The sequence below is a fragment of the Pseudarthrobacter sp. LMD1-1-1.1 genome (assembly GCF_040676255.1).
Lineage (GTDB): Bacteria > Actinomycetota > Actinomycetes > Actinomycetales > Micrococcaceae > Arthrobacter.
Genome location: NZ_JBEGHP010000024.1, coordinates 345,830 through 367,833 on the forward strand (window position 1 = coordinate 345,830; position 22,004 = coordinate 367,833).

Consider the following 22,004-nt stretch of genomic DNA (forward strand, 5'->3'; position numbering starts at 1 on the left):
GCAGGCTGCTTAGCTTTCATTAGTAATCATGCTTACTATGTTGTCCCCGGGGTACGACACCAAAGGGAATGGGGGCACCATCGGCGCCCCTTCCCGGAACCGGCGCGGCAATCAAGGAGCACCATGAGAATCCCGGACACCAGAGGCCCCATCAGCAGCGCCCTCTTTGCGGCCCTGTCCAAGGCCCCTGATGCAGCCACGCCCGAGCTGGACGGGCTGTACCGGCTGGTAGCGGGGCAGGTGGCCGGAACCGGTGACATCATCGCCGACGAAGACATCCAGCTGTCCCTCTTTTGCCTCTACGAACTGCATTATTCGGGCCTGGACGGGGTCAGCGACGCCTGGGAGTGGGAACCGGCCCTGATCAGGGTCCGGCGCCTGATCGAGGAACCCTTCGAAGCCGCCCTTCGTGCCGCCGCACGCCAGGCCGCCGGTGACGCCGACCTGGCCGCCGGGATTGCCATGACCAGCGATGCCGTTGCCGACGTCCTTTTTGGCCTCGCCTCTATGGACACCGGTCCCAGCGTTTCCCGCTTTGTCGCACGGAAGGCAAGCCTGGAGCAGCTCAAAGAGTTCCTGATCCACAAGTCCGTGTACCAGTTGAAGGAAGCCGATCCACACACCTGGGCCATTCCGCGGCTCACCGGCCGGGCCAAGGCTGCCCTCGTGGAAATCCAGGCCGACGAATACGGCGGCGGCAGGCCGGAACGGATGCACAGCGCGCTGTTTGCCCGGACCATGCGCGGGCTGGGCCTGGATGACAGGTACGGCGCCTACGTCGACACCATCCCGGCCGTCTCCCTCGCATCCGTGAACCTCATGTCGCTGTGCGGCCTGAACCGGCGGCTCCGCGGGGCCATCACCGGCCACCTGGCCATCTACGAAATGACCTCATCCCAGCCCAACCGCTTCTACGGCAACGGATTCCGCCGGCACGGTTTCGCCGCGGACGTCACCCACTACTTCGATGAGCATGTGGAGGCGGACGCCGTGCATGAACAGATTGCCGGGCGGGACCTCGCCGGCGGCCTGGTTGAAGCAGAGCCAAAGCTCCTTGCGGACGTCCTGTTCGGCGCCACCGCCGTCATGGCGATCGACGGCCGCGTCTCCGCCCACCTCCTGTCCTCCTGGGAAGCCGGGGAAACATCGCTCCGGGCGGCCGTGCCGGCGGCAGCGTGACAAGCTCGCGGCAGGCCTACGACGATTCTGCGAAGCCGCAGCGGCTGGGCGCCGAGGAAACCGGAAACAACAATGAATGTGGTGCAGGCATGAACTTCGAACAGCATGGAACACGGCCGGACGTGGAGCAGGAACCCGCCCCCGGCTCGATCGTGGTGTGCCCCGATGGTCCCCTCATTGTCAGGGGTGACTTCGAGATCGTTACCCCTTCCGGCGACGCCGTGCCCAGGGAGCGGAGGACCGTCGCCCTGTGCCGGTGCGGGGCGTCCGCCATCAAGCCCTATTGCGACGGCACCCACAAGATGATCAAGTTCCGCACCGAACCCAAGGGCGGCCAGCCCCCGGCCTGACCACAGAGCCGCCCGCCGGCCACGCCCTGCCCGGACCAGCCCGGGTGTGAGGCTAGGCTGGGACCAGTCCGTTTTCCGCCCGCAAGGAGTACCAGCAATGAACCTTCTCATCAAACTGCTCGGGACCGCCGTGAGCCTAGGCGCAGGCCTGGCCGGCACCAAGCTGGTCAACACCATCTGGGAAAAGACCACGGGGCAGAAAGCCCCCACCGGCAAGAACGAGGACGTCCCCACCAGCCTCCGGTCTGCTTTGACCTTCGCGCTGATCTCGGCGTCTGTCAGTGCCATCATCCAGGTCCTGGCCAACCGCGGCACCCAGCGCGCCATCACCCGGTTCGCCAAGACGCAGGACATCGTCTAGCTGCCCAAAGCTTCGCTTAGCGTTACCGGCCGTCGTCGGAACTGTCCTCCAGGGCGGTCTCGGCGGCGGCTTTTTGCACCACGGCTTCCAGCTCGTCGGCTGTGAGCAGCTCCCGGTGCAGGTGCTTGGTGCGGTAGCCGGCCCGGCCCACCATGTGGGCGGATACGGGCACCGTGAGCAGCTGGAAGATCCATGCCACAGCCAGGACCGGCCACACCCACCAGGTCCGCATCTGCAGCCCAATGGCGGCCAGCAGCAGGAACAGGCCCAGGACCTGGGGCTTGGTGGCGGCATGCATGCGGCTCAGCAGGTCCGGGAAGCGCAGCAGGCCAATCGCCGCGCCCAGGGACATGAGCGCGCCCACCACCATGAACACTGCCGAGACAGCGTCGATCCAGGCATCCGGCCCGGAAAAGTCAGGATTCATTGGGCTTCACCCTCCGGTCCGCCACGAACCGGGCCACCGTCACGGACCCGATGAACCCGATGATGGAGATGGCCACCACCAGCATCAGGTTGTTCAAGTGCCGGTTCACTGCCATATCGATGCACAGCGCCCCGCCCAGGATGGCGAGCAGGACGTCGGCGGCCAGGACCCGGTCCAGCAGCGACGGGCCTCGGGCGATCCGAAGGATGGCACCCGCCGCGGCCAGCGAGAAAATGACGGCCGTAACGGCCAGGACAACGTTCATCATGCGGTGGCCTCCATTCGCACTTCTTCGAGTTCCTCGCGGCTGCCCATGATGCGGATCAGGCCGGCTTCAATGGAACGGACTTCGTTCCGCAGGCCCTCCACGTCCTGTTTTGAGGTGATGTTAAGGGCGTGCAGGTAGAGGGTGGACGTGGAACGGTCCACCTCCACCACCAGCGAGCCCGGGATCAGGGAGATCACATGGCCGGTGGCGGTGACGATCAGGTCCTGGTGGCTCCTCAGCTTCACCGCGACGACGGCGTTGGTCACCTTGGGTCCGCGGGCCGTTGCCAGGTACAGTACCTGGGCGCTGGCCACCACCACCTTGCCGACGAAGGCCAGCGCAAAGGGCACGGCGTAGAGGATATTGAAGCGGCCGCTGAGCTCCACCGGCGGAAGGTAGAAGAGCCGGGCCACGCCCACGGCCAGGAGGGCACCGAACAACAGGTTTCCGGGGCTGAAATCCTGCCACAGGGCGCCCCAGACGATCACCAGCCAGACCAGCAGCGGCAGCTCCTGGCGCAGCGAAATACGTTTGCGGCTCATCGCCCTCCTCCCCCGGCGGTTGTGCCCGGGACGGAAGTACCGTCGCCCAGCACCGCCTCGATGTACGGCGTCCGGTCAAGCATGTCCCGGGCGGCCCGGTCCGAGAGAGCGAACAGCGGTCCGGCAAAGACGGTCAGGGCAATGCCGAGCACCACCAGGCCCGCTGTCGAACCCACCATGGTGCGCGGCAGGAGCGTCACGGTGTTGTTGACCTTGGCGCCTGGACCGGAGAGCCTCGCCACGGGAGGGGCCAGGAGCACCGGGTCCGGATGTTCGGCATCGGTGGGGCGGCGCCAGAACGCGCGGTTCCAAACCCTGGCGATGGCCAGCAGCGTCAGGAGGCTGGTCACCACACCGCCGATCACCAGCGCATAGGCCAGTGGTGTGCCCAGCTGGACACCGGCCTGCAGCAGCCCCACCTTGCCCAGGAACCCGGAGAACGGCGGGATGCCGGCCAGGTTCATTCCGGGAATGAAGAACAGCAGGGCCAGCATGGGCGAGAGCTTTGCGAGGCCGCCCAGCCGGTCCACGGACGAGCTGCCGCCGCGGCGCTCGATCAGGCCGGTCACCATGAAAAGGCTGGTTTGGATGGTGATGTGGTGCGCCACGTAGAAGACCGCCGCTGCCAGTCCCACTGCGGAGGACATGGCCAGCCCGAACACCATGTAGCCGATGTGGCTGACCAGGGTGAACGAGAGGAGCCTCTTGATGTCGCTTTGGGCCAGCGCACCCAGGATCCCCACCACCATCGTCAGCAGCGCCACCACCATCAGGGGCGTGTTCAACGTGTCGCCGGGGAACAGCAGCGTCTCGGTCCGGACCATCGCGTAGACGCCCACCTTGGTCAGCAGGCCGGCGAACACGGCGGTGACCGGCGCGGGCGCCGTGGGGTAGGAGTCGGGGAGCCAGAAGGAGAGGGGGAAAACGGCGGCCTTGATGCCGAAGGCCACCAGGAGCATCACATGCAGCAGGGTTTTGGTGCCCTGGTCCAGTTCGCCCAGCTTGATGGCCAGGTCCGCCATGTTCACCGTTCCCGTGGCTCCGTAGACCATGGCGATGGCAATCAGGAACAACACCGAGGACACCACGGACACCACCACGTAGGTGACGCCGGCGCGGATGCGCGGCCCGGTCCCGCCCAGGGTCATCAGCACGTAGCTTGCAGTCAGCAGGATCTCGAAGCCCACGTAGAGGTTGAACAAGTCACCGGACAGGAACGCGTTGGACACCCCTGCCACCAGGATCAGGTACGTGGGGTGGAAGATCGAGACCGGTGCGTCGCGGTCGCCGTCGGCCATGCCCTGCCCTGTGGCGTAGACCAGCACGGCCAAGCTCACGGCGGAGGACACCACCAGCATCAGGGAGGAGAACTGGTCCACCACCATGACGATGCCAAACGGAGGGATCCAGCCTCCGATGGTCACCGCGGCGGTGCCGTCATTCCACGCCGAGGCCAGCAGGAGGCATTCGAGCGCCAGGGTCAGCGACAGCAAGGCGATGCTCACCGCGCGCTGGGCCCTGGAATGCCGGATCAGCAGGAAGGTCAGGGCGGCGCCCAGGATGGGAAGTACGACGGCGAGCGGGGCAAAGCTTGCGATGTTCACTTTCCGCCTCCTTCCGGGCTGGGGTCAACGTTGAGTGAGCCGGGCTTTTCCTCCGCGGCAGCGTGTTCTGCGGGCATCTCCCGGCCGCCGGCCACCAGCGTGGCCACCGGCTGGTCCGTTTCCTGGCCGGCATCCGCTCCGGACGGTCCGTGGTCTGACACATTCCGGCCGTCGGAACCGAGCATGGTGAGCGGGAATTCGGACGTTTCCGCGGGCACCTCGGCGTCGTCCTCCGCATCGAAGCTGGGGGTCTCCGCCACCCTGAGGTCCTCCACGTCATCCTGGATGTCGTCCTGGCGGGCCAGCACCCACGTGCGGTAGATGATGCCCAGCATGAATGCCGTGACGGCGAAGGAAATCACGATAGACGTCAGGATCAGGGCCTGCGGCAGTGGATCGTTGTAGTCCTGGGCAGGTGTGTCCTTGGAGAACAGCGGCGCCAGGCCTGCATATCCCCCGGTGGCGAGGATCAGGAGGTTGGTGGCGTTGGCCAGCAGCATCAGCCCCAGCAGTACCCGCGTCAAGCTGCGTTCCAGGATCAGGTAGATGCCGCAGGCGTACAGCGCTCCCATGACGATCAGCAGTGTCAGGTTGACGCTCATGCGTGGCCCTTCGCAGTGGTTTCGGCAGGAACCCCGTCCCGTTCCTGGTCCAGGCGGCCGGATCCTTGCTCTTCCCCGGCCCGGTCCGGCTCCCGGCCCTGGCCGTGGTCCGGTTCCTGGTCCTGGTCCTGGTCCGGCTCCTGCTCCTGCTCCTGGTCCTGTTCCTCGCTCCCGGGCGCGGACTGGTCCTCCAGGTGTTCATCGATCTCGGCTCCGAGGCTGCGCAGCACGTCAAGCACCAGGCCCACCACCACGATGTAGACGCCGATATCGAAGATGGTGGAGGTGACGAACTTGATGTCCCCGAAAACGGGCAGCCACACCTCGATGATGGCGGACTGGAAGACCTGGCCGCCCAGCAGCAGGGGCATCACTCCGGAGGCGGCCGCCAGGGCCAGGCCAATGCCCAGCAGCGCGCCGGCACTCAGGGGCGCCGCCTCCCGCAGCTCGAACCGGCCACCCGCCAGGTAGCGGATGGTCAGGGCCAGTCCCGCGGTGAGACCGCCGGCGAATCCTCCGCCGGGCAGGTTGTGGCCGGCCAGCAACAGGTACAGCGAGAAGATGATCATGGAGTGGAAGATCAGCCGGGTGACCACCTCGAAGATGATGGAGCGGCGTTCCGGAGCCAGGGTCCGCCCTGCCACAATCCAAACGTCCCGGGTGGAGGCCGCGAACTTCCGGCTGATGGCCAGGGCCGCAGCGTCGCGGGAGCCGGGGTCGGCACCGGGATGGCGTCCCACCGTGCCCGCTGCCACGGTGGCGGACGCCTGCAGCCTGTCGCCCCGGCCCCGGACGAAGATCAGGCTTGCCACGCCGGTGGCGGCCAGCGCCAGGACGCTGATCTCGCCGAACGTGTCCCAGGCGCGGATGTCCACCAGGGTCACGTTGACCACGTTCAGGCCCCCGCCGCCTTCATAGGCGAGCTGCGGAAACTGCAGGGACACGGGGATGGCGGTCCGGGCGCCCATGGCGAAAATCGCGGCGAACACCATGGTCACGCCGAAGCCCAACCCGATGATCACCCGCAGGACCCGGTATTTCCCGCCGGTGCGGTCCCGCAGTTCGGGCGGCAGCCTGCGCATGGCCAGGACAAAGGCCACCAGGATGATGGTTTCCACCAGCATCTGGGTCAGGGCCAGATCCGGGGCACCCTGCAGGGCGAACACCAGCGCGATGCCGTACCCGGTGACGGACACCATGAGCACGGCAAGGAAACGTTTGTTGGCCTTGACGGCAGCCAGGGCGCCGATGACGATGCCCACCCCGGCCACCAGCTGCAGCGGCGAGTTGGGGTCCACAAGGTAGATGTCCTGCGGCAGGGCGTTGCCGCCAAGCAGGATCGCGGCCAGCGGCAGGACGAACGCCACGCTCAGGATGACCGCGAGGTAGAAGTACAGTGAGCCGCGCTGGGTCCGGCCGGTGATCCAGACGGCCGCGTCGTCCAGCGCGCCGATGGTCAGTTGGTAGGCGCGGTCGGCGTCCACCCAGGCCGGGACCAGGGACTGGGCCCGGGCCACTGCACTGCGGCCAAAATACATGGCCAGGCCCAGTGCGAAGGTGACGGCCGTCAGCCCCAGTGCCGGTGTGACGCCATGCCACAGCGCAAGGTGGCCCGCCTGCGCTGCCGCGGTGCCGGCGTCGGGCGCTGTGGAAGCGAACAGCGCGGCGTACGGCTGGATCCAGGCGTCCACCGGCACCGGCCAAAGCCCGTAGGCGATCGTCAGGAGGCTGAGGACCGCGGGGGCGGCCAGGAAGGAGGGCCTGATGGCCTTGAACGGGGTGGGGTCCACGCCGGGCTTGACGGCGAATGCGCCCCACATAAAGCGGGCGCTGTAGGCGAAAGTGAGGATCGAGCCCACCACTATTCCCACCAGCACCACCATGCCCCACGGCCCGGCGTGCGGGTTTGTGGCGTGGTGCACGAATGCTTCCAGCACCGATTCCTTGGCCACAAAGCCGGCCAGCAGCGGAACGCCCGCCATGGACGCGGCCCCGATGCCGGCCACGATGCCAAGGGCCCGGGAGGAGCGGAAGACGCCGGACAGTTTACGGACGTCGCGGGTCCCGGACTGGTGGTCGATGATGCCCACCACCAGGAACAGCGTGGCCTTGAACAGGCCGTGCGCCAGCAGCATGGCCAGGCCCGCCAGGGCGGCGTCCGGCGTTCCCAGGCCCACCACCATGGTGAGGAAGCCCAGCTGGCTGACGGTGCCGTAGGCCAGAATCAGCTTAATGTCGGTCTGCCGCAGCGCCCGGTAGCCGCCCACCAGCATGGTGGCCAGGCCCAGCCCCAGGACCACGGGCTGCCAGAACGCCGTCTCCGAGAATCCCGGGGCAAGCCGCGCCACCAGGTAGATGCCCGCCTTCACCATCGCCGCGGCGTGCAGGTAGGCGCTCACGGGGGTGGGGGCCGCCATCGCGCCCGGCAGCCAGAAGTGGAACGGAACCAGTGCGGATTTGGTGATGGCACCCACCAGGATGAGGACGACGGCGGCGCTCACCATGGTGCCGGCCGTCCCGCCGGCCAGCGCCGGGGCCTGCTCCAGGATGGCGGAGATGCTGTAGGTTCCGGCGGCATTGCCCAGCATGATCAGGCCCACCAGCATGGCAAGGCCGCCGGCGGTGGTGACCATCAGCGCCTGCAGTGCGGAGCGGCGGGCCGCAAGCCGGGTCCGGGCAAAGCCGATCAGCAGGTAGGACAGGATGGTGGTCAGTTCCCAGAAGATGAACAGCAGCAGGAGGTCGTCCGCGGTGACCAGGCCGAACATGGCACCGGCGAACGCCAGCAGCTGGGCACCAAAGGCGCCCAGGTCCTGGTCCTTCCGCTTGAAGTAGCGCGCGCAGTAGACCAGCACCAGGGACCCGACGCCGAGCACCAGCAGGGACATCACCCAGGCCAGCGCGTCCATGCGGAACGACAGCGAAAGGTGGAGGCTGGGGATCCATTCGAGGACCTCAGTGACGGCACCGGGTCCGGAGTAGACGGGGTTGTGCTGGAACATCAGCCAGCCAAAGGAAACCGCCGGGACGGCAGCCAACGCGTAGAAGGCGTTGCGGCCCCAGACCCTGAAGAGGAAGGGCGCGAGGACAGCCACCGAAAAGTGCACGGCAAGGACTGTGATCACTGTATTCTCCGCAACGTCAGGGATTCGATTGTCAAAAGTTGGAGCAGGCGGCAAAAAGTAAGGTTCGGGAGGGTTCAGTTTACCAAGGCCGGTCCGGTAACCTTGGCGGTTTTACCTGCACCCAAAGCCGGAATCCCCGGCGACAAGGGCCCGCGCTCCCGTGGGTGTTCGCCACGGGCGGATACGATGCATCCTATGAACAGCGCCAGCGCTCCAGGGGCGATGCAGCCCGCCTCGGATCTTGTTGCCGGAACCGGGTCCTCCACCAAAGGGCAGGTCCTGGCCTGGGCCTCCTGGGACTGGGGCTCGGCGGCCTTCAACGCCGTCATGACCACCTTCGTCTTCACCGTCTACCTGACGTCCAACGCCTTCGGTGGCGAGGACAGTGCCTCCGCAGTGCTGGGCGGCGCATTGGCGGTTGCCGGGTTCGCCATCGCGCTGCTGGCACCGGTCACCGGCCAGCGCTCGGACGCAGGGGGCCGGCGCAAGCTGTGGCTGGGAGTCAACTCGGCCGTCGTCGCCGTCCTCACCGCTCTGTGCTTCTTCGTGTTCCCGCACCCGGAATTCCTGTTCCTCGGCGTATCCCTGATCGCGCTGGGCAATGTCTTCTTCGAATTCGCCGGCGTCAACTACAACGCCATGCTCGCGCAGGTGTCCACCCCGCGGAACATCGGAAAGGTCAGCGGTTTCGGCTGGGGCGCCGGCTACCTGGGCGGCATCGTGGCACTCCTGATCGTCCTGCAGCTGTTCGTCCAGCCTGCTTTCGCATGGTTCGGCGCCTCCACGCAGGACAGCCTCAACATCAGGCTGGTGGCGGTTTTCTCCGCCCTGTGGTTCTTCGTCTTCGCGCTCCCCGTCCTGTTTGCCGTCCCTGAACTGCCCCGCTCCGGGCAGGCGGCGCGCCTGGGGTTCCTGGCCAGCTATGGGCTGCTGTTCCGGCGGATCAAGGCCATCTACGCCACCAGCCCGCATACCATCTACTTCCTCCTGGCCAGCGCCGTGTTCCGGGACGGCCTCGCCGCCGTCTTCACTTTCGGCGGCATCATCGCTGCCGGCACTTTCGGCTTTGCCCTCTCCCAGGTCATCTTCTTCGCCATCTTCGGGAACGTCGTGGCAGCCATTGGCGCGGTGATCGGCGGGTTCCTGGACGACAAGGTAGGACCCAAGACGGTCATCACCGGTTCCTTGGTGGGCCTCCTGGTTGCCGGGAGCGCAATCCTGGTCCTGGGAAACGGCAGCTATTCCGTCTTCGGCATGGAGTGGGCGGGCAGCACCACGTTCTGGGTCTTCGGGCTCTTCCTCGGCCTGTTCGTCGGTCCCGCCCAGTCCTCCTCCCGCGCCTACCTGGCACGGCTGGCACCGCATGGCGAATCCGGTGAGCTGTTCGGCCTCTACGCCACCACCGGACGGGCCGTCAGCTTCCTGGCGCCCGCTCTCTTCACGCTCTGCATCACCGTGGCCACCCCGCTGGTGCCCGCGGGGCAGGCGCAGCGGTGGGGCATCCTGGGCATCATGGTGGTCCTGCTCGCCGGACTGCTGGTCCTGCTGCCGGTAAAGGCGCCGGAACGGGCACCCATCGCCGTGGTCCCCGCCAGCTGAAACCACCGTCCGGCCCTGTTCCGGACCCCGGCGGGATGTTGCCAGGCAGACTAGGCTGGAGTCATGAACGTGGATGAAACGAACCTCCCCGGACTGGGCCGCCGGAAGGATTTCATGACCGCCTCCGGACGCCGCATCGGCGTGGTGGAACTCCGGGAAGGCCAGACGGAACTCATCGTTTCCACCTGGGACGACCCCGATACCTGCCAGGCCTCGATTCCGCTTACCAGCGATGAAGCAGCCACCCTGGGCAACCTCCTGGGCGGCATGCACCTGGCCATGAAGCTCGCGGAGGAGCACAAGGACGTTCCGGGGATCGTCACCCGGCAGTTCTCCATTGCAGCGGACTCCCCGTTCCAGAACCAGCCCATGGGCAAGGCGTCCATCCGCACCCGGTGCGGGGTGTCGATCGTGGCCATCATGCGCGAGGGTGAGGTGCTGCCTTCGCCCGGACCCGACGTCGTCCTCCACCCCGGCGACCTGCTGGTGGCAGTGGGCACCCAGGAAGGCCTCGACTCAGCGGCCGACATCCTGCGCCACGGCTAGTTCCCATGGACCCGTTGGCCCAGACCCTCGTTGAACTGGGGGCCGTTGTGTTCTGCCTCGGCCTCCTGGCCAGGCTGGCCGGACGGATCGGCATGTCCCCTATACCCTTTTACCTGCTGGGCGGGCTGGCGTTTGGTGCCGGCGGCATCATCAAGCTTGAAGGCATGCACGAGTTCGCACATCTCTCCGGGGAGATCGGCGTCATCCTCCTGCTGCTTATGCTCGGGCTGGAATATACGGCCGCAGAGCTCTTCACCGGCCTGCGCCGCTCCTGGCAGGCCGGCGTCCTCGACCTCGTCCTGAACTTCCTGCCCGGCGCCGCGCTTACCCTGCTCCTGGGGTGGGGTGGCGTGGGGGCCATGGTCATGGGCGGCGTCACCTATATTTCCTCATCGGGCATCGCCGCCAAGGTCATCACGGATCTCGGCCGGCTGGGCAACCGGGAAACCCCCGTGGTGCTGTCCATCCTGGTCTTCGAGGACCTGGCCATGGCCGTGTACCTGCCCATCCTCACGGCCACGCTGGCGGGCGTGAGTTTCCTCGGCGGCCTCACCACGGTGGGGATCGCCCTGGCCGTGGTCAGCGTGGTCCTCATGGTGGCCCTGCGGCACGGGCACCATGTCTCCAAGGCAGTGCACAGCGAGAACTCCGAGGTCTTCCTGCTGAATGTCCTCGGGGCAGCCCTGCTGGTGGCGGGCGCAGCGTCCGCCATGCAGGTTTCCGCCGCGGTGGGTGCCTTCATGCTGGGGATTGCCATCTCGGGTTCCACCGCCCACAACGCCACCCGCATCCTCGAACCGCTCCGGGACCTGTTCGCCGCCATCTTTTTTGTGGCGTTCGGGCTCAACACGGACCCCTCATCCATCCCGCCGGTCCTGGGGTGGGCCCTGGTCCTGGCTGTCGCCACCGCGGCAACCAAGATGCTGACCGGGATCTGGGCGGCCAAGCAGGCCGGGATTGCCCGGCCCGGGCGCTTCCGCGCCGGAGCTGCCCTGGTGGCCCGCGGCGAATTTTCCATCGTGATTGCGGGGCTGGCTGTCGCGTCGGGAGCGGTCCCGCATCAGCTCGCTGCCCTCGCCACCGCCTACGTGCTGCTGATGGCGGTGTTGGGGCCGCTGGCCGCACGCTACGTGGAACCGCTGGCCAAGCCGTTCATCCGGAGGCCGGCGGTCGCACCACAGCTCTAGCGTTCCTGCGGCCGGGCTGGTGGCCGGCGGCCGGCCACAGGTGCTGCTAGATACTGGTGCGGTGGAAATTCAGGTGGCTGCGGCTGGCGGTGGGACCGCGCTGGCCCTGGTACCGGTTGCCGTACTCCCCCTGGCCGTACGGGAACTCCGCGGCCGAGCTCAGCCGGAAGAAGCAGAGCTGGCCGATCTTCATGCCCGGCCACAGCTTGATGGGCAGGGTGGCCATGTTGGACAGTTCGAGGGTGACGTGGCCGGAAAAACCGGGGTCGATGAAGCCTGCGGTGGAGTGCGTCAGCAGGCCAAGCCGGCCCAGGGATGACTTGCCTTCCAGCCGGGCCGCAATGTCATCGGGCAGGGTCACGGTCTCGTAGGTCGACCCCAGGACGAACTCACCCGGGTGCAGGATAAAGGCCTCGTCCTGCTCCACTTCCACCAGCCGGGTCAGCTCGGGCTGCTCCTGCGCGGGATCGATGTGCGCGTACTTGTGGTTGTCGAACAACCGGAAGAACTTGTCGATCCGGACATCCACGGACGACGGCTGGACCATCGCCGGATCGAACGGTTCCAGCACGATCCGCTGGGAATCAATTTCGGCACGAATGTCGCGGTCAGAGATCAGCACCGTCCCAAATTACCGTATCGGTTATCCACACCAGCACTTTCCCGTTGTTGCTGTGGCCTCGTGGGGCTAATGTTGCGAATGAAAGCCGCCGGAATGGTCTCCCGGATGGCATAACAGAGCTGGGGATGTTGTGAATAAATTAGTGGCACCGTCTTTTCTTGGCGTGCTCTGTGCGTTGGCGCTGGTCTCGTCGTCCGCGTCCGCACCTCCTGCGCCCGTGCCCCTTCACCAGGCGGGAGCAGCGAGCATCTCACTGGCAGCGCCCCTGGTGCGCGGCGCCGGCATGACCAGTAAGGACGACGGCTCCGCCGGCAGCCTCACCCCTGCCGTCGACCCGGATATCCGGGCTGCCTCGCCCGTGCCGGAGGCCACCCCTGCACTCGCCTCCACGCCCACACCCGCGGCAGCTCCTTCCACAGTGACTGTCCAACCCGCAACGGAAACGGCGCCACCACCGGCCCCGGCTTCACCATCCCCTGAAGCCGCACCCCAGACCGTTTCCATCCCGCCGCTCTGGGCACCGGACCAGGAACTGGCATCGCCGTCCACCCCACCCGCGGCGGCCGACCCTGCCGCCACACGTACGTCCACACAAGCCCTGGTCCCGGACAGCAACTCCTCCGCCATCCTTACCCTCTTCACCAAGATCAACGAGTACCGCGTGGCCAACGGCCTGAACAAGGTGAAGTACCACCCCACCGTGGCCGGGTTGTCGCAGGAATGGTCGGACAACATTGCCACCCGTGAGGTGATCGAGCACCGGGCCAGTTTCTGGACTGACCCCCGCGCAATGAGCCCCAACAACGGCGCCGGTGAGATCATCGCCATCCGCACCGACCGGGACGCAGCCCAGCTCGTGGAATGGTGGAAGGGATCACCCGGCCACAACGCCATGCTCCTGGACCCGCGCTTCAACGTGATGGGCGCGGGGGTCTCCTACACCAACTCCACCTACCAGATCTGGGGTGTGGTGAACTTCTTCGGCTACACCACACTGCCGGCGGGCACCCTCGATTCACCCGGCGGTGCCTCATCGGGAGGATCGCTCCCGGCACCGCCGCCAAGCCTGTGCGACGCACCCGTCAAGCACATGCCGCCCACCCTCAACCTCGCCGCTGCGGCAATCACCGGTCCGGCCGACCTCGTGTCCGTCGACTCCGCGGGACAGCTGCTGGACCGCGCCTCCACCGGGCCCCGCACCTACGCCGCGGCCAGGGTAATCGGCGCAGGCTTCAGCGGAGCCAAGGAAGTCTTCGTCACCGACTGGGACCGCGATGGCACTTTCGACGTCCTGACCCAGTGGGCCAGTGGCAACCTGACCCTGCACCGGGGCATCGCCAGCGGCGGGTTCCAGGCGCCCATCACCCTCGGCGTGGGCGGTTGGGACACCTTGACCCTGGCGGTGGGAGGCTGGTGCGTCCACAACCGGATGCCGCAGATCCTGGCCTTGGATGGTGCCGGAAACCTGTACCTATACGGCAACAAGGGCACCGGTGATATTGCTGAGCGCGTCACGGTTGCCACGGGTGTCTACGCATCCAGGCTGTCCATGGTGGACTACGACGGCGACGGCTTCCAGGACATCCTGGGGCTGAGGGCCGACGGCACCGTCCAGCTCTACCGCGGACTGGGCAGCACCGCGCTCCGCGCAGAAACGCGGGCCACCATCGCCACCGGCTGGACGGACGTCACGGGAATCCGGGCGCTGCTGAACGCCACCGGACTGAACTCCAGGGGTGTTGCGATCCGACGGGCCAACGACACCGTGCAGTACTGGGACCTGGGCTCCGGAAGCCTCGCGTCGCCGTCGACCATTGCCGGACCATGGACCGGGCAGCGGCTGGCGCAGTGATCCGGAACTGATTCAGAGGGCCGGCTGGAGCTCCAGCACGTTCTTCAGCCGGTCCAGCTGGGCCACATCGGAACTGACCCGGCGCTGGAGCATCCCGTTAAAGAAGGTCCACCTGCTGAGGAACCCGAACCGTCCCTCGCGTTTGGCTTCCACGGCAAACCGGACCCTGGTGCCGGCGTCTTCGCTGCTGAGGTAATAGCCGCCCCAGCGGGTGGCAGGGCCGGACACCACGTGGAACTGGATTTCGGCTCCGGGCCGCACATTGGTGATCTCCAGCTCCGCGGGGATGCTCAGTCCGGAGCGTCCGGCGACCATCTTCCGGTATACGGCGCCCTTGGCTTCGGCCGGGCCCTGCACGAGCTTCACGCTGCGGACGTCGCTGCGCCAGGCGGGAAGATTGGTGGCATCAAGGAGGTACTGGTACACGGCCATGGCGTCGCGTTCGATGAGGACCTCGTGCTCTGCGATTGCCATGAAGAAATTCCTGTGGTTGACGTCGGCTGCCGCAATAACTGCCTCCCCCAAAGCGGCCGCTACCCGGATCAGGTTAGCCACCGCCCGGCACCCTGACCTAGCCGGCACCGCCGACGTTATTGAAGAGTTACTGGATGACGTCCACGGTTGCAGGACACGCAGCGGCCGCCGGCCCGGGTGGGCGGGGAGTCGGCCGATCTGCGCTAAGCTAAGTTTTGCCCCGCGCGAGCGGCGGCACTGCGGCTGTAGCTCAATGGTAGAGCGCTAGCTTCCCAAGCTTGATACGCGGGTTCGATTCCCGTCAGCCGCTCCAATTTCCCCGCCGGCTACGCGCGCTCCGAAGCATCCCCCAAGGTGTATGGTCTGCAGTAAGGAACCTTTTGCGGTTCCGCTACAGGAGCAATCATGGCTGATAAGTCACCGCGTCAAACGGCATCAAAGAAGTCCGGAAAGTCCATCAAGGAAAAGCGCGCAGACAAGAGGGCCGCATCCGCCCCTGCCGGCTCCCTGGACGTCACGCCCACCAAAGCGGCGAAGAAGAAGTAAACCAGCACCAACCTGCTGGGCCAAAGCACAAGACCCCGTCATCGACACAGATGGCGGGGTCTTGTTTTGCGCCCGGGAGGATCCCAGCGGGCACGCCTCCTAGGCTCTTGCCTGCCTGCTGACGATTCTCAATGGCAGGCGGTCCTTCATGTCCATCCTGACCGTCAGGCCACCTTTCCGTGCCAGGATGGCGGCCACGCTCAGTGCCGCCAGTGCCGGGACTCCCCCGGATACCAGGAGGGCCGCACGCGGATCGGCGTGTTCGGCGATCCACCCCAGCATGGGCCCGCCCAGTGCCTGGCCGCCGATGAGCACCATGATGTACAGGCTCATCACCCGGCCGCGGATCCCCATGTTGGAGCTGACCTGCACCAGCTGGTTGGACCCGGTGAGGAACATGAGGCACCAGAAGCCGGACAGCACCATGACCACCCCAAACCAGACCATGGAGGGGGCGAGGACGGCCAGACAGAGCATCAGGCCATACATTCCGGCGCAGAACACCACTGACCGCAGCCGCAGTTGCCGGCGGCGGGTGGACGCCACGGCGCCGGACAACGCGCCCAGTGCCACCAGCGCGTTCAGGAGCCCGTAGCCGCCGGCGCCTACCTTGAATACGTGGTCCGCGAACGCGGCCAGGAGCACCGGCAGGCTCATGGCAAAAACAGAGATGAAACCGGCCATCAGCCACGGCCAATAGATGGTGGGCTTGCTCAAGGCATAGCGGAGCCCCTCCCGGAGCATTCCCTTGGCCTTGGGGGTGGGAGCGTTGACGTACAGCTGGTCTTTCCGCAGGATCAGCAGCATCACCACCGTGGAGCAGCAGGCAACGGCGTTGGCCGCGAAAGCCCAGCCGGCACCGACCGCCGTCAGGAGCAGGCCGGCAATGGCGGGACCGATCAGGCCGCCCAACTGGAACGTCGTGGAGTTCACGCTGATGGCGTTCCGCAGGTACCGGGGACCAACCAGCTCATTGACGAACACCTGGCGTGCGGGCTGGTCAAGGACCGTCACCAGGCCCAGGACCAGGGCGATGGCGTAGACGTGCCACACCATGATGACGCCGGTGAGGGCAAGCGTGGCCAGCGTTGCAGCCAGGACCGCAGCCATGCTTTGGCACAGGATGAGGATCTTCCGCTTGGCGAACCTGTCGGCGATCATGCCGCCCCAGGGACCCAGCAGCAGGGACGGCAGGAACTGCAGTGCCACGGTCACGCCGACGGCCGTCACGGAGCCGGAGAGCTGGAGCACCAGCCAGTCCTGCGCAATCCGCTGCATCCAGATGGCAATGACCGCGATGAAGTGGCCGGCCGCGAAGATCCGGAAATTGGGTACCTTCAGCGAGATGAAGGTGTGCTTCCAGGGGAGCCGCTCCGCCACGACGGGCAGCGGCTGGGTCTGGTTGTTAGGCGGCGCTGAACCCGCCGCGTCGATGACTGGTTGGGAGACGGAAGCCGACGAAGGCGGAGGCGGTGCCACAGGAGTGTCCTCAAAATTGCGGGCGGTCTGGGATGTCCTTAACGCTAGGCTGGCCGAGCAGATTATGGAGGGGTATGGTCCCTATAACTCGTATTGCAAAACGCAATAAGCAACCCAGCCGGAAGGACACCGGAGTCCCTCATGTTCGAACCAGCACAGTTGCGCTCCTTCCTGGCGGTGGCGGACACCCTGAGCTTCACCAAGGCCGCTGAACGCCTGGGGCTGGCCCAGCCCACCATCAGCCAGCACATCCGCAAACTGGAGGCAGCCGCCAAGCGCACCCTGATCACCAGGGACACCCGCGACGTCAGGCTCACGGACAACGGCGATGCGATGGCCGGTTTCGCACGGAGCATCCTGTCCGCGCACGACGCCGCTGCCCGCTATTTCTCGGGGTCGGCCATGCGCGGACGGCTGCGGTTCGGCACCGCTGACGATCTCGCCATCACCGGGCTCCCCCGGATCCTGCGCGAGTTCCGGCAGATCTATCCGCAGATCAACCTCGAACTCACGGTGGGCCAAAGCGACCAGCTGTACCGAAAGCTCAACGCCGGCCAACTGGACCTGGTCTTCGTGAAATGGGTGGCCGGCGCCAAAGACGGCACCGTGGTCCAGCACGATTCGTTTTCCTGGGTGGGCCTGGAACAGACGGTGATGGAACCGGGAACCCCCGTGCCCCTGATCGCCTATCCGGCCCCCAGCCTCAGCCGAAAATTGGCCATCGATGCGCTGGAGGCCAACGGCAGGACGTGGCGGATCACCTGCACCACCCGGCAGATCAGCGGGGTCCTGGCGGCGGTCAGGGCGGGCATCGGGGTGGCCGTCATGCCCACGTCGCTGGTGCCCGAAGACCTGAAGATCATCACCCGGCGCTTCGACCTTCCCGCCGTGGGGGACGTGGACTTCACCCTGATCCGCAATCCGCTGGCCAATGCTGAGGTGATCGACGCCCTTACCCAGTCGATTGTCGGCAGGACCATTAACCGCCAAACTTAACTCTCCTGCGGCCCAATTTCCAGCATTTCGGCGAGTTAGGGGGACCGTGTCCATTGATAGGGGAAGTGGCTTCCCCTATGCTGGTTTTCCAAGGTCAAGCAGCAGGCCAGTTCACCGAAACAAGCGCGTATCCGCATGCCGGAAACCACCGCTTGGGACAGGCAGCCAATGACGACAGCTAGGAACATCCACCCAGGTTCTGCGCACGCACGCCCGTACTCCAACGCACGGCCGTCCACCCGCCAGAACACCCTCGGAACCGGACACGCCTCCGTTGACTCCGGATACGTGGGGAAACCCACCTGCGACAAATGCCGTACGGACGAGTTCGTCTATCTCGAGTCGTACATTCCGCCCACCTACCGGCGTGACGGAACGGTGGCCACCCTTGGCGAGGTGGCTTACACCTGCACCCGTTGCGAGGATTTCTCCGCCCACAGCGTCCCGGCCACCTGGACGCCGCCGGGCTGGTACCTGGGCTAGCGGGCATACAAAAAGGTCCGGCGGTTGGGCTTGTGAGAACAAACCCAACCGCCGGACTTTTTTGTGCCCGCAGGCGCTAGATCAGGGCATCCGACAGATGGTTCGGGGTTCCGAACCGGTGGGCGGTGATGCTGACGGCCTGCTCGTGCAGGAAGGGCAGCAGCTCCACGCGGCCGGCCTCCGTGACGGGGTGGGCGTAGATGGCCAGGTCGGGACGGCCGCCGGTGGCTTCGGCCAGTGCCGAGGCGTCGCCCCCGATCAGGCGGATGCGGGCGCCGGAGAGCTTGCCCGCTGCGGCGAGGTGTCCGGCGGAAGCCAGCCAGCCGGCGTCGGACTCCACCGTCACGTCGATGTCCTGTGCGGTGAGCACGGAGCGCAGCTGGGCGGGAAGTTCGACGGCGGTGGACACCGTGACGGCCGAACCCGCCAGCACACCGGCCGCCACAGTCCGGACCAGGTGCGCCAGCGGCGCACCTTCGGAGAGGCGGATGGTGACCGGCAGGCTGCGGTAGCGGAAGATGTTCCGCTCCGCGCCCAGCCCGGAGACGTCCTTGGCGGCGCCGAACTCGTCAGCCCAGGCTTCGGCGTCGGATGCCAGGGCCCGCTGGACGGACTCAAAGCCCGCCGGTTCCAGGGCGGGGCCGGCTGCGTTGAGGATGCGGCGGACGGCCGCGTTGGCTACCGGAGCCGTGGCGGATGCCTCCGCGGGGAACCAGTCGCCCAGGCCAGCCAGGTAGTTGGGGCCGCCGGCCTTGGTGCCGGCGCCGACCGCCGACTTCTTCCAGCCGCCGAACGGCTGGCGCTGGACGATGGCGCCTGTGATGCCGCGGTTGATGTAGAGGTTGCCGGCCTGGATGGTGTCCAGCCAGATGCCCAGTTCCTCGGAGTTGAGGGAGTGCAGGCCTGCCGTGAGGCCGTATTCAATCTGGTTCTGGATGGCGATGGCTTCTTCCAGGGTGTCCGCGGTCATCACGCCCAGGACCGGGCCGAAGAACTCAGTCAGGTGGAAGTAGGATCCGCGCTTGACGCCGTAGCGCACGCCCGGGCTCCACAGCCGGCCGGTCTCGTCCAGCTTCGCGGGCTCGACGGCCCAGCTCTCGCCCTCGCCCAGAGTGGTGAGGGCGTTGAGGAGCTTGCCGTTGGCGGGTTCGATGATGGGACCCATCTGGCTGGTGGGATCCTGCGGGTAGCCCACCTTCAGGGAGGTGACGGCGTCGATCAGCTGGTTGTGGAACCGCTTGGACGTGGCCACGGAGCCCACCAGGATCACCAGCGAGGCAGCGGAGCACTTCTGGCCGGCGTGGCCGAACGCGGAGTAGGCCACGTCCTTGGCGGCGAGGTCCAGGTCGGCGCTGGGGGTGACGATGATGGCGTTCTTGCCGCTGGTTTCGGCCAGCAGCGGCAGGTCCTTGCGGAAGGACCGGAAGAGCTCGGCGGTTTCGTAGCCGCCGGTGAGGATCACGCGGTCCACGGCAGGGTGGCTGATGAGCTGGGTGCCGAGCTCCCGCTCCCCCAGCTGGACCATGGTCAGTACGCCCTTGGGCACGCCGGCCTCCCACAGCGCCTCGACCATGACGGCGCCGCTGCGGGCGGCCTGTTTGGCGGGCTTGATGACGACGGCGGAGCCGGCGGCGAGTGCCGCAAGGGTGGACCCTGCCGGGATGGCGACCGGGAAGTTCCAGGGCGGCGTGACAACGGTGAGCTTGGCTGGGACGAATGTGGCGCCGTCGACCGTGTCCAGCTTGCGCGCCGATTCGGCGTAGTAGTGGGCGAAGTCCACGGCCTCGCTGACCTCGGGGTCGCCCTGGTCGATGGTCTTGCCGGTCTCGCTGGCCATGACCTCGAGCAGATCGGCGCGGCGGGCTTCCAGGATCTCCCCGGCGCGGTGCAGGATGTCTGCGCGCTCGTTGCCGGACAGCTCGCCCCAGGCCTTGCCCTTCTCCACGGCGTTGGCAATGGCCGAGTTGAGGGTGTCCTCGTCATTGATGAAGGCAGCCTTCACCGATGCGTCGCCCAGCGTGGAGGACGGGACGCGTTCAAGGATGGCCCGGCCCCAGGTGCGGTTGGCCGGCAGTGCGGGATCGGTGTCCGGGGTGTTCCGGAACCCGGTGTGCGGCATGGCCTCCGGGGGTAGGTTCCGGTCCTGCCGCCGGTTGGGCAGGGGAACGGTGTTGTCCAGTGCCTCCAGCGAGGAGAGGAAACGCTGCTTCTCGCGCTCGAACAGTCCTTCGTTTTCACTGAGCTCGAAGACCGCCGACATGAAGTTTTCCTGGCTGGCGCCCTCTTCCAGGCGGCGGATCAGGTAGGCGATGGCGACGTCGAACTCGGACGGGTGCACCACCGGCGTGTAGAGCAGCAGGGAGCCGACGTCCTTCTTGACGGCCTCGGCCTGGCCCTGCGCCATGCCCAGCAGCATCTCGAATTCGATGCCGGACTCCACACCGCGCTGCTTGGCCAGGAGCCAGGCGAAGGCAATGTCGAACAGGTTGTGCCCTGCGACGCCGATGCGGATGTTCTTGATCCGTTCGGGGTGCAGCGCGTAGTTGATAACGCTCTTGTAGCTGGTGTCCGAGTCCTGCTTGGAACCCCAGGTGGCCAGCGGCCAGTCGTGCAGCGAGGCTTCCACCTGCTCCATGGGCAGGTTGGCCCCCTTGACCACGCGGACCTTGATGCCGGCGCCGCCGTTGGCGCGGCGCTCTGCGGCCCAGTCCTGCAGCCGGATCATGGCAGACAGCGCATCCGGAAGGTAGGCCTGGAGCACGATGCCGGCCTCGAGGTCCTGGAACTCAGGCTTGTCCAGGATCCGGGTGAAGACCGCGATGGTCATGTCCAGGTCCTTGTATTCCTCCATGTCCAGGTTGATGAACTTGTTCTTCTGCCCGCTGGCGGAATAGGAAGCGGCACGCTGGAAGAGCGGCGTGAGCTTTTCGACGACGTGTTCCACGGCTTCATCGAAGGCCCAGGCGGAGTGCGGGGCCACGGTGGAGGAGACCTTGATGGAGACGTAGTCGACGTCGGGGCGGGCCAGCAGCGTATGCGTGCCTTCGAGGCGGCGGGAGGCTTCGTGCTCGCCGAGGACTGCCTCGCCCAGGAGGTTGACGTTGAGCTTGATGCCGTCCTTCTTGATCTTGGCGATGGCCGGGCCCAGCTTGGCGTCGGTGGCATCAACGATCAGGTGGCCCACCATTTCGCGCAGGACCTTGCGGGCCACGGGGATGACCACCTGCGGCAGGACGGGGGCCACGGTGCCGCCCAGTGCCACGGCACTGCGCATGTACCAGGGCAGGAAGGCGGGAACCTTGGGGGCCAGTTTCGCGAGGTTGCGGGCGGCGACGTTGAGGTCCTCGGGACGGACCACGCCGTCCACGAAGCCCACCGTGAAGTCCAGGCCGTTGGGGTCCTTGAGGACGCCGGCCAACTGCTCGGCGGAGGCGTCCACCGGAACCTTGGCGGCCTCGGTGAGCCAGCGCCGGACCAGGGCGACCGCTTCATTGGCGAGGGCCTTGGCCTGGGGGACGTCGACGTCGACGGTCTGCGGGGTGGCCGCCTTGGCGACTGCCGGTTCCATTGCAACGTGGGTCATTGTTTTTCCCGATCTTTCTGGTGTTCTGGGAGGTCTTTCCACCAGTATGAGCTTCAACTCACATAAGATAAAGCGATCTTTTCCAACCAGTACAGGTTAGGAAAACCAATGTTTTATCCCCCTCCCAACGCCCCATCATCTTCCGCCCCGGAATGACCAACGCCCCATCACCTCCCGCC

At 66.5% G+C, this 22,004-nt stretch carries 20 protein-coding genes and 1 tRNA gene; 11 read left to right on the forward strand and 10 right to left on the reverse strand.

Going from position 1 to position 22,004, the window contains the following annotated elements; all coding sequences use genetic code 11:
• Positions 1–123: 123 nt before the first annotated feature.
• The 3 genes from MRBLMD1_RS18040 (at position 124) to MRBLMD1_RS18050 (ending at position 1,890) form a co-directional block, all read left to right on the forward strand.
• Positions 124–1,179, forward strand: coding sequence for an iron-containing redox enzyme family protein (locus tag MRBLMD1_RS18040; protein ID WP_364402134.1), 1,056 nt, complete (start codon positions 124–126; stop codon positions 1,177–1,179).
• Positions 1,176–1,529, forward strand: coding sequence for a CDGSH iron-sulfur domain-containing protein (locus MRBLMD1_RS18045; RefSeq protein WP_364402137.1), 354 nt, complete (start codon positions 1,176–1,178; stop codon positions 1,527–1,529). The genes MRBLMD1_RS18040 and MRBLMD1_RS18045 overlap by 4 nt, the downstream gene beginning before the upstream one ends.
• Before the next feature lie 97 nt (positions 1,530–1,626).
• Positions 1,627–1,890: a DUF4235 domain-containing protein gene (locus MRBLMD1_RS18050; protein WP_159630162.1), complete on the forward strand. Its 264-nt coding sequence runs from the start codon at positions 1,627–1,629 to the stop codon at positions 1,888–1,890.
• A gap of 22 nt (positions 1,891–1,912) precedes the next feature.
• On the opposite strand, the gene mnhG is transcribed toward MRBLMD1_RS18050, so the two are convergent.
• Genes mnhG through MRBLMD1_RS18080 form a run of 6 tightly spaced genes read right to left on the reverse strand, consistent with a single transcriptional unit; the run spans position 1,913 to position 8,458 of the window.
• The gene (gene mnhG, locus MRBLMD1_RS18055) at positions 1,913–2,317 is read right to left on the reverse strand and encodes a monovalent cation/H(+) antiporter subunit G (RefSeq protein ID WP_224023489.1); all 405 of its coding nucleotides are present in this window, start codon (positions 2,315–2,317) and stop codon (positions 1,913–1,915) included.
• A complete protein-coding gene (locus tag MRBLMD1_RS18060; RefSeq protein ID WP_159630158.1) occupies positions 2,307–2,585 on the reverse strand; it encodes a monovalent cation/H+ antiporter complex subunit F in 279 nt (92 codons plus the stop codon). Before MRBLMD1_RS18060 ends, mnhG begins: the two co-directional genes overlap by 11 nt.
• Entirely contained in the window at positions 2,582–3,127 is a 546-nt protein-coding gene (locus MRBLMD1_RS18065; RefSeq protein WP_224023493.1) for a Na+/H+ antiporter subunit E, read from the reverse strand. The genes MRBLMD1_RS18060 and MRBLMD1_RS18065 overlap by 4 nt, the downstream gene beginning before the upstream one ends.
• A complete protein-coding gene (locus MRBLMD1_RS18070) occupies positions 3,124–4,731 on the reverse strand; it encodes a Na+/H+ antiporter subunit D (protein ID WP_364402143.1) in 1,608 nt (535 codons plus the stop codon). The genes MRBLMD1_RS18065 and MRBLMD1_RS18070 overlap by 4 nt, the downstream gene beginning before the upstream one ends.
• Positions 4,728–5,333 (reverse strand): Na(+)/H(+) antiporter subunit C, encoded by a 606-nt coding sequence (locus tag MRBLMD1_RS18075; RefSeq protein ID WP_224023497.1) that lies wholly within the window; start codon positions 5,331–5,333, stop codon positions 4,728–4,730. Before MRBLMD1_RS18075 ends, MRBLMD1_RS18070 begins: the two co-directional genes overlap by 4 nt.
• Positions 5,330–8,458, reverse strand: a complete 3,129-nt coding sequence (locus tag MRBLMD1_RS18080; protein WP_364402146.1) for a Na+/H+ antiporter subunit A — start codon at positions 8,456–8,458, stop codon at positions 5,330–5,332. The genes MRBLMD1_RS18075 and MRBLMD1_RS18080 overlap by 4 nt, the downstream gene beginning before the upstream one ends.
• Before the next feature lie 195 nt (positions 8,459–8,653).
• Between MRBLMD1_RS18080 and MRBLMD1_RS18085 the strand changes: the two genes are divergently transcribed.
• The 3 genes from MRBLMD1_RS18085 (at position 8,654) to MRBLMD1_RS18095 (ending at position 11,790) form a co-directional block, all read left to right on the forward strand.
• Complete coding sequence (locus tag MRBLMD1_RS18085) at positions 8,654–10,057, forward strand: MFS transporter (RefSeq protein ID WP_364402149.1); 1,404 nt, start codon at positions 8,654–8,656, stop codon at positions 10,055–10,057.
• Positions 10,058–10,120: 63 nt separating this feature from the next.
• On the forward strand, positions 10,121–10,603 hold the full coding sequence (locus MRBLMD1_RS18090; RefSeq protein WP_159630146.1) for a cation:proton antiporter regulatory subunit: 483 nt from the start codon (positions 10,121–10,123) through the stop codon (positions 10,601–10,603).
• Positions 10,604–10,608: 5 nt separating this feature from the next.
• Positions 10,609–11,790, forward strand: a complete 1,182-nt coding sequence (locus MRBLMD1_RS18095) for a cation:proton antiporter (protein WP_364402152.1) — start codon at positions 10,609–10,611, stop codon at positions 11,788–11,790.
• A 46-nt stretch (positions 11,791–11,836) separates the two neighbouring features.
• On the opposite strand, the gene dcd is transcribed toward MRBLMD1_RS18095, so the two are convergent.
• On the reverse strand, positions 11,837–12,412 hold the full coding sequence (gene dcd, locus MRBLMD1_RS18100; RefSeq protein WP_159630142.1) for a dCTP deaminase: 576 nt from the start codon (positions 12,410–12,412) through the stop codon (positions 11,837–11,839).
• 283 nt (positions 12,413–12,695) lie between these two features.
• Between dcd and MRBLMD1_RS18105 the strand changes: the two genes are divergently transcribed.
• Complete coding sequence (locus MRBLMD1_RS18105) at positions 12,696–14,264, forward strand: CAP domain-containing protein (protein ID WP_414703718.1); 1,569 nt, start codon at positions 12,696–12,698, stop codon at positions 14,262–14,264.
• A 12-nt stretch (positions 14,265–14,276) separates the two neighbouring features.
• On the opposite strand, the gene MRBLMD1_RS18110 is transcribed toward MRBLMD1_RS18105, so the two are convergent.
• Complete coding sequence (locus MRBLMD1_RS18110) at positions 14,277–14,738, reverse strand: SRPBCC family protein (protein ID WP_159635075.1); 462 nt, start codon at positions 14,736–14,738, stop codon at positions 14,277–14,279.
• A 239-nt stretch (positions 14,739–14,977) separates the two neighbouring features.
• Between MRBLMD1_RS18110 and MRBLMD1_RS18115 the strand changes: the two genes are divergently transcribed.
• Positions 14,978–15,051: transfer RNA gene (locus MRBLMD1_RS18115), tRNA-Gly, on the forward strand.
• A gap of 92 nt (positions 15,052–15,143) precedes the next feature.
• Entirely contained in the window at positions 15,144–15,284 is a 141-nt protein-coding gene (locus tag MRBLMD1_RS18120; protein ID WP_201302376.1) for a hypothetical protein, read from the forward strand.
• Positions 15,285–15,383: 99 nt separating this feature from the next.
• Here the strand turns inward: MRBLMD1_RS18120 and MRBLMD1_RS18125 are convergent, their stop codons facing one another.
• Positions 15,384–16,763, reverse strand: coding sequence for an MFS transporter (locus MRBLMD1_RS18125; protein ID WP_364402160.1), 1,380 nt, complete (start codon positions 16,761–16,763; stop codon positions 15,384–15,386).
• 141 nt (positions 16,764–16,904) lie between these two features.
• On the opposite strand from MRBLMD1_RS18125, the gene MRBLMD1_RS18130 reads away from it, so the two are divergent.
• Both MRBLMD1_RS18130 and MRBLMD1_RS18135 read left to right on the forward strand, forming a co-directional pair.
• Entirely contained in the window at positions 16,905–17,759 is an 855-nt protein-coding gene (locus MRBLMD1_RS18130; RefSeq protein ID WP_224023508.1) for a LysR substrate-binding domain-containing protein, read from the forward strand.
• 168 nt (positions 17,760–17,927) lie between these two features.
• Positions 17,928–18,242, forward strand: coding sequence for a hypothetical protein (locus MRBLMD1_RS18135; protein ID WP_159630136.1), 315 nt, complete (start codon positions 17,928–17,930; stop codon positions 18,240–18,242).
• 76 nt (positions 18,243–18,318) lie between these two features.
• On the opposite strand, the gene MRBLMD1_RS18140 is transcribed toward MRBLMD1_RS18135, so the two are convergent.
• Entirely contained in the window at positions 18,319–21,825 is a 3,507-nt protein-coding gene (locus MRBLMD1_RS18140) for a bifunctional proline dehydrogenase/L-glutamate gamma-semialdehyde dehydrogenase (protein ID WP_364402164.1), read from the reverse strand.
• Positions 21,826–22,004: the final 179 nt, after the last annotated feature.

Coding starts and splice junctions, on each gene's coding strand:
- MRBLMD1_RS18110 (WP_159635075.1), bottom strand. CDS start 14,738: ATGGCAATCGCAGAGCACGAGGTCCTCATCGAACGCGACGCCATGGCC.
- MRBLMD1_RS18120 (WP_201302376.1), top strand. CDS start 15,144: ATGGCTGATAAGTCACCGCGTCAAACGGCATCAAAGAAGTCCGGAAAG.
- MRBLMD1_RS18095 (WP_364402152.1), top strand. CDS start 10,609: ATGGACCCGTTGGCCCAGACCCTCGTTGAACTGGGGGCCGTTGTGTTC.
- MRBLMD1_RS18060 (WP_159630158.1), bottom strand. CDS start 2,585: ATGATGAACGTTGTCCTGGCCGTTACGGCCGTCATTTTCTCGCTGGCC.
- MRBLMD1_RS18050 (WP_159630162.1), top strand. CDS start 1,627: ATGAACCTTCTCATCAAACTGCTCGGGACCGCCGTGAGCCTAGGCGCA.
- MRBLMD1_RS18135 (WP_159630136.1), top strand. CDS start 17,928: ATGACGACAGCTAGGAACATCCACCCAGGTTCTGCGCACGCACGCCCG.
- MRBLMD1_RS18090 (WP_159630146.1), top strand. CDS start 10,121: ATGAACGTGGATGAAACGAACCTCCCCGGACTGGGCCGCCGGAAGGAT.
- MRBLMD1_RS18040 (WP_364402134.1), top strand. CDS start 124: ATGAGAATCCCGGACACCAGAGGCCCCATCAGCAGCGCCCTCTTTGCG.
- MRBLMD1_RS18065 (WP_224023493.1), bottom strand. CDS start 3,127: ATGAGCCGCAAACGTATTTCGCTGCGCCAGGAGCTGCCGCTGCTGGTC.
- MRBLMD1_RS18075 (WP_224023497.1), bottom strand. CDS start 5,333: ATGAGCGTCAACCTGACACTGCTGATCGTCATGGGAGCGCTGTACGCC.
- mnhG (WP_224023489.1), bottom strand. CDS start 2,317: ATGAATCCTGACTTTTCCGGGCCGGATGCCTGGATCGACGCTGTCTCG.
- MRBLMD1_RS18140 (WP_364402164.1), bottom strand. CDS start 21,825: ATGACCCACGTTGCAATGGAACCGGCAGTCGCCAAGGCGGCCACCCCG.
- MRBLMD1_RS18105 (WP_414703718.1), top strand. CDS start 12,696: ATGACCAGTAAGGACGACGGCTCCGCCGGCAGCCTCACCCCTGCCGTC.
- MRBLMD1_RS18130 (WP_224023508.1), top strand. CDS start 16,905: ATGTTCGAACCAGCACAGTTGCGCTCCTTCCTGGCGGTGGCGGACACC.
- MRBLMD1_RS18085 (WP_364402149.1), top strand. CDS start 8,654: ATGAACAGCGCCAGCGCTCCAGGGGCGATGCAGCCCGCCTCGGATCTT.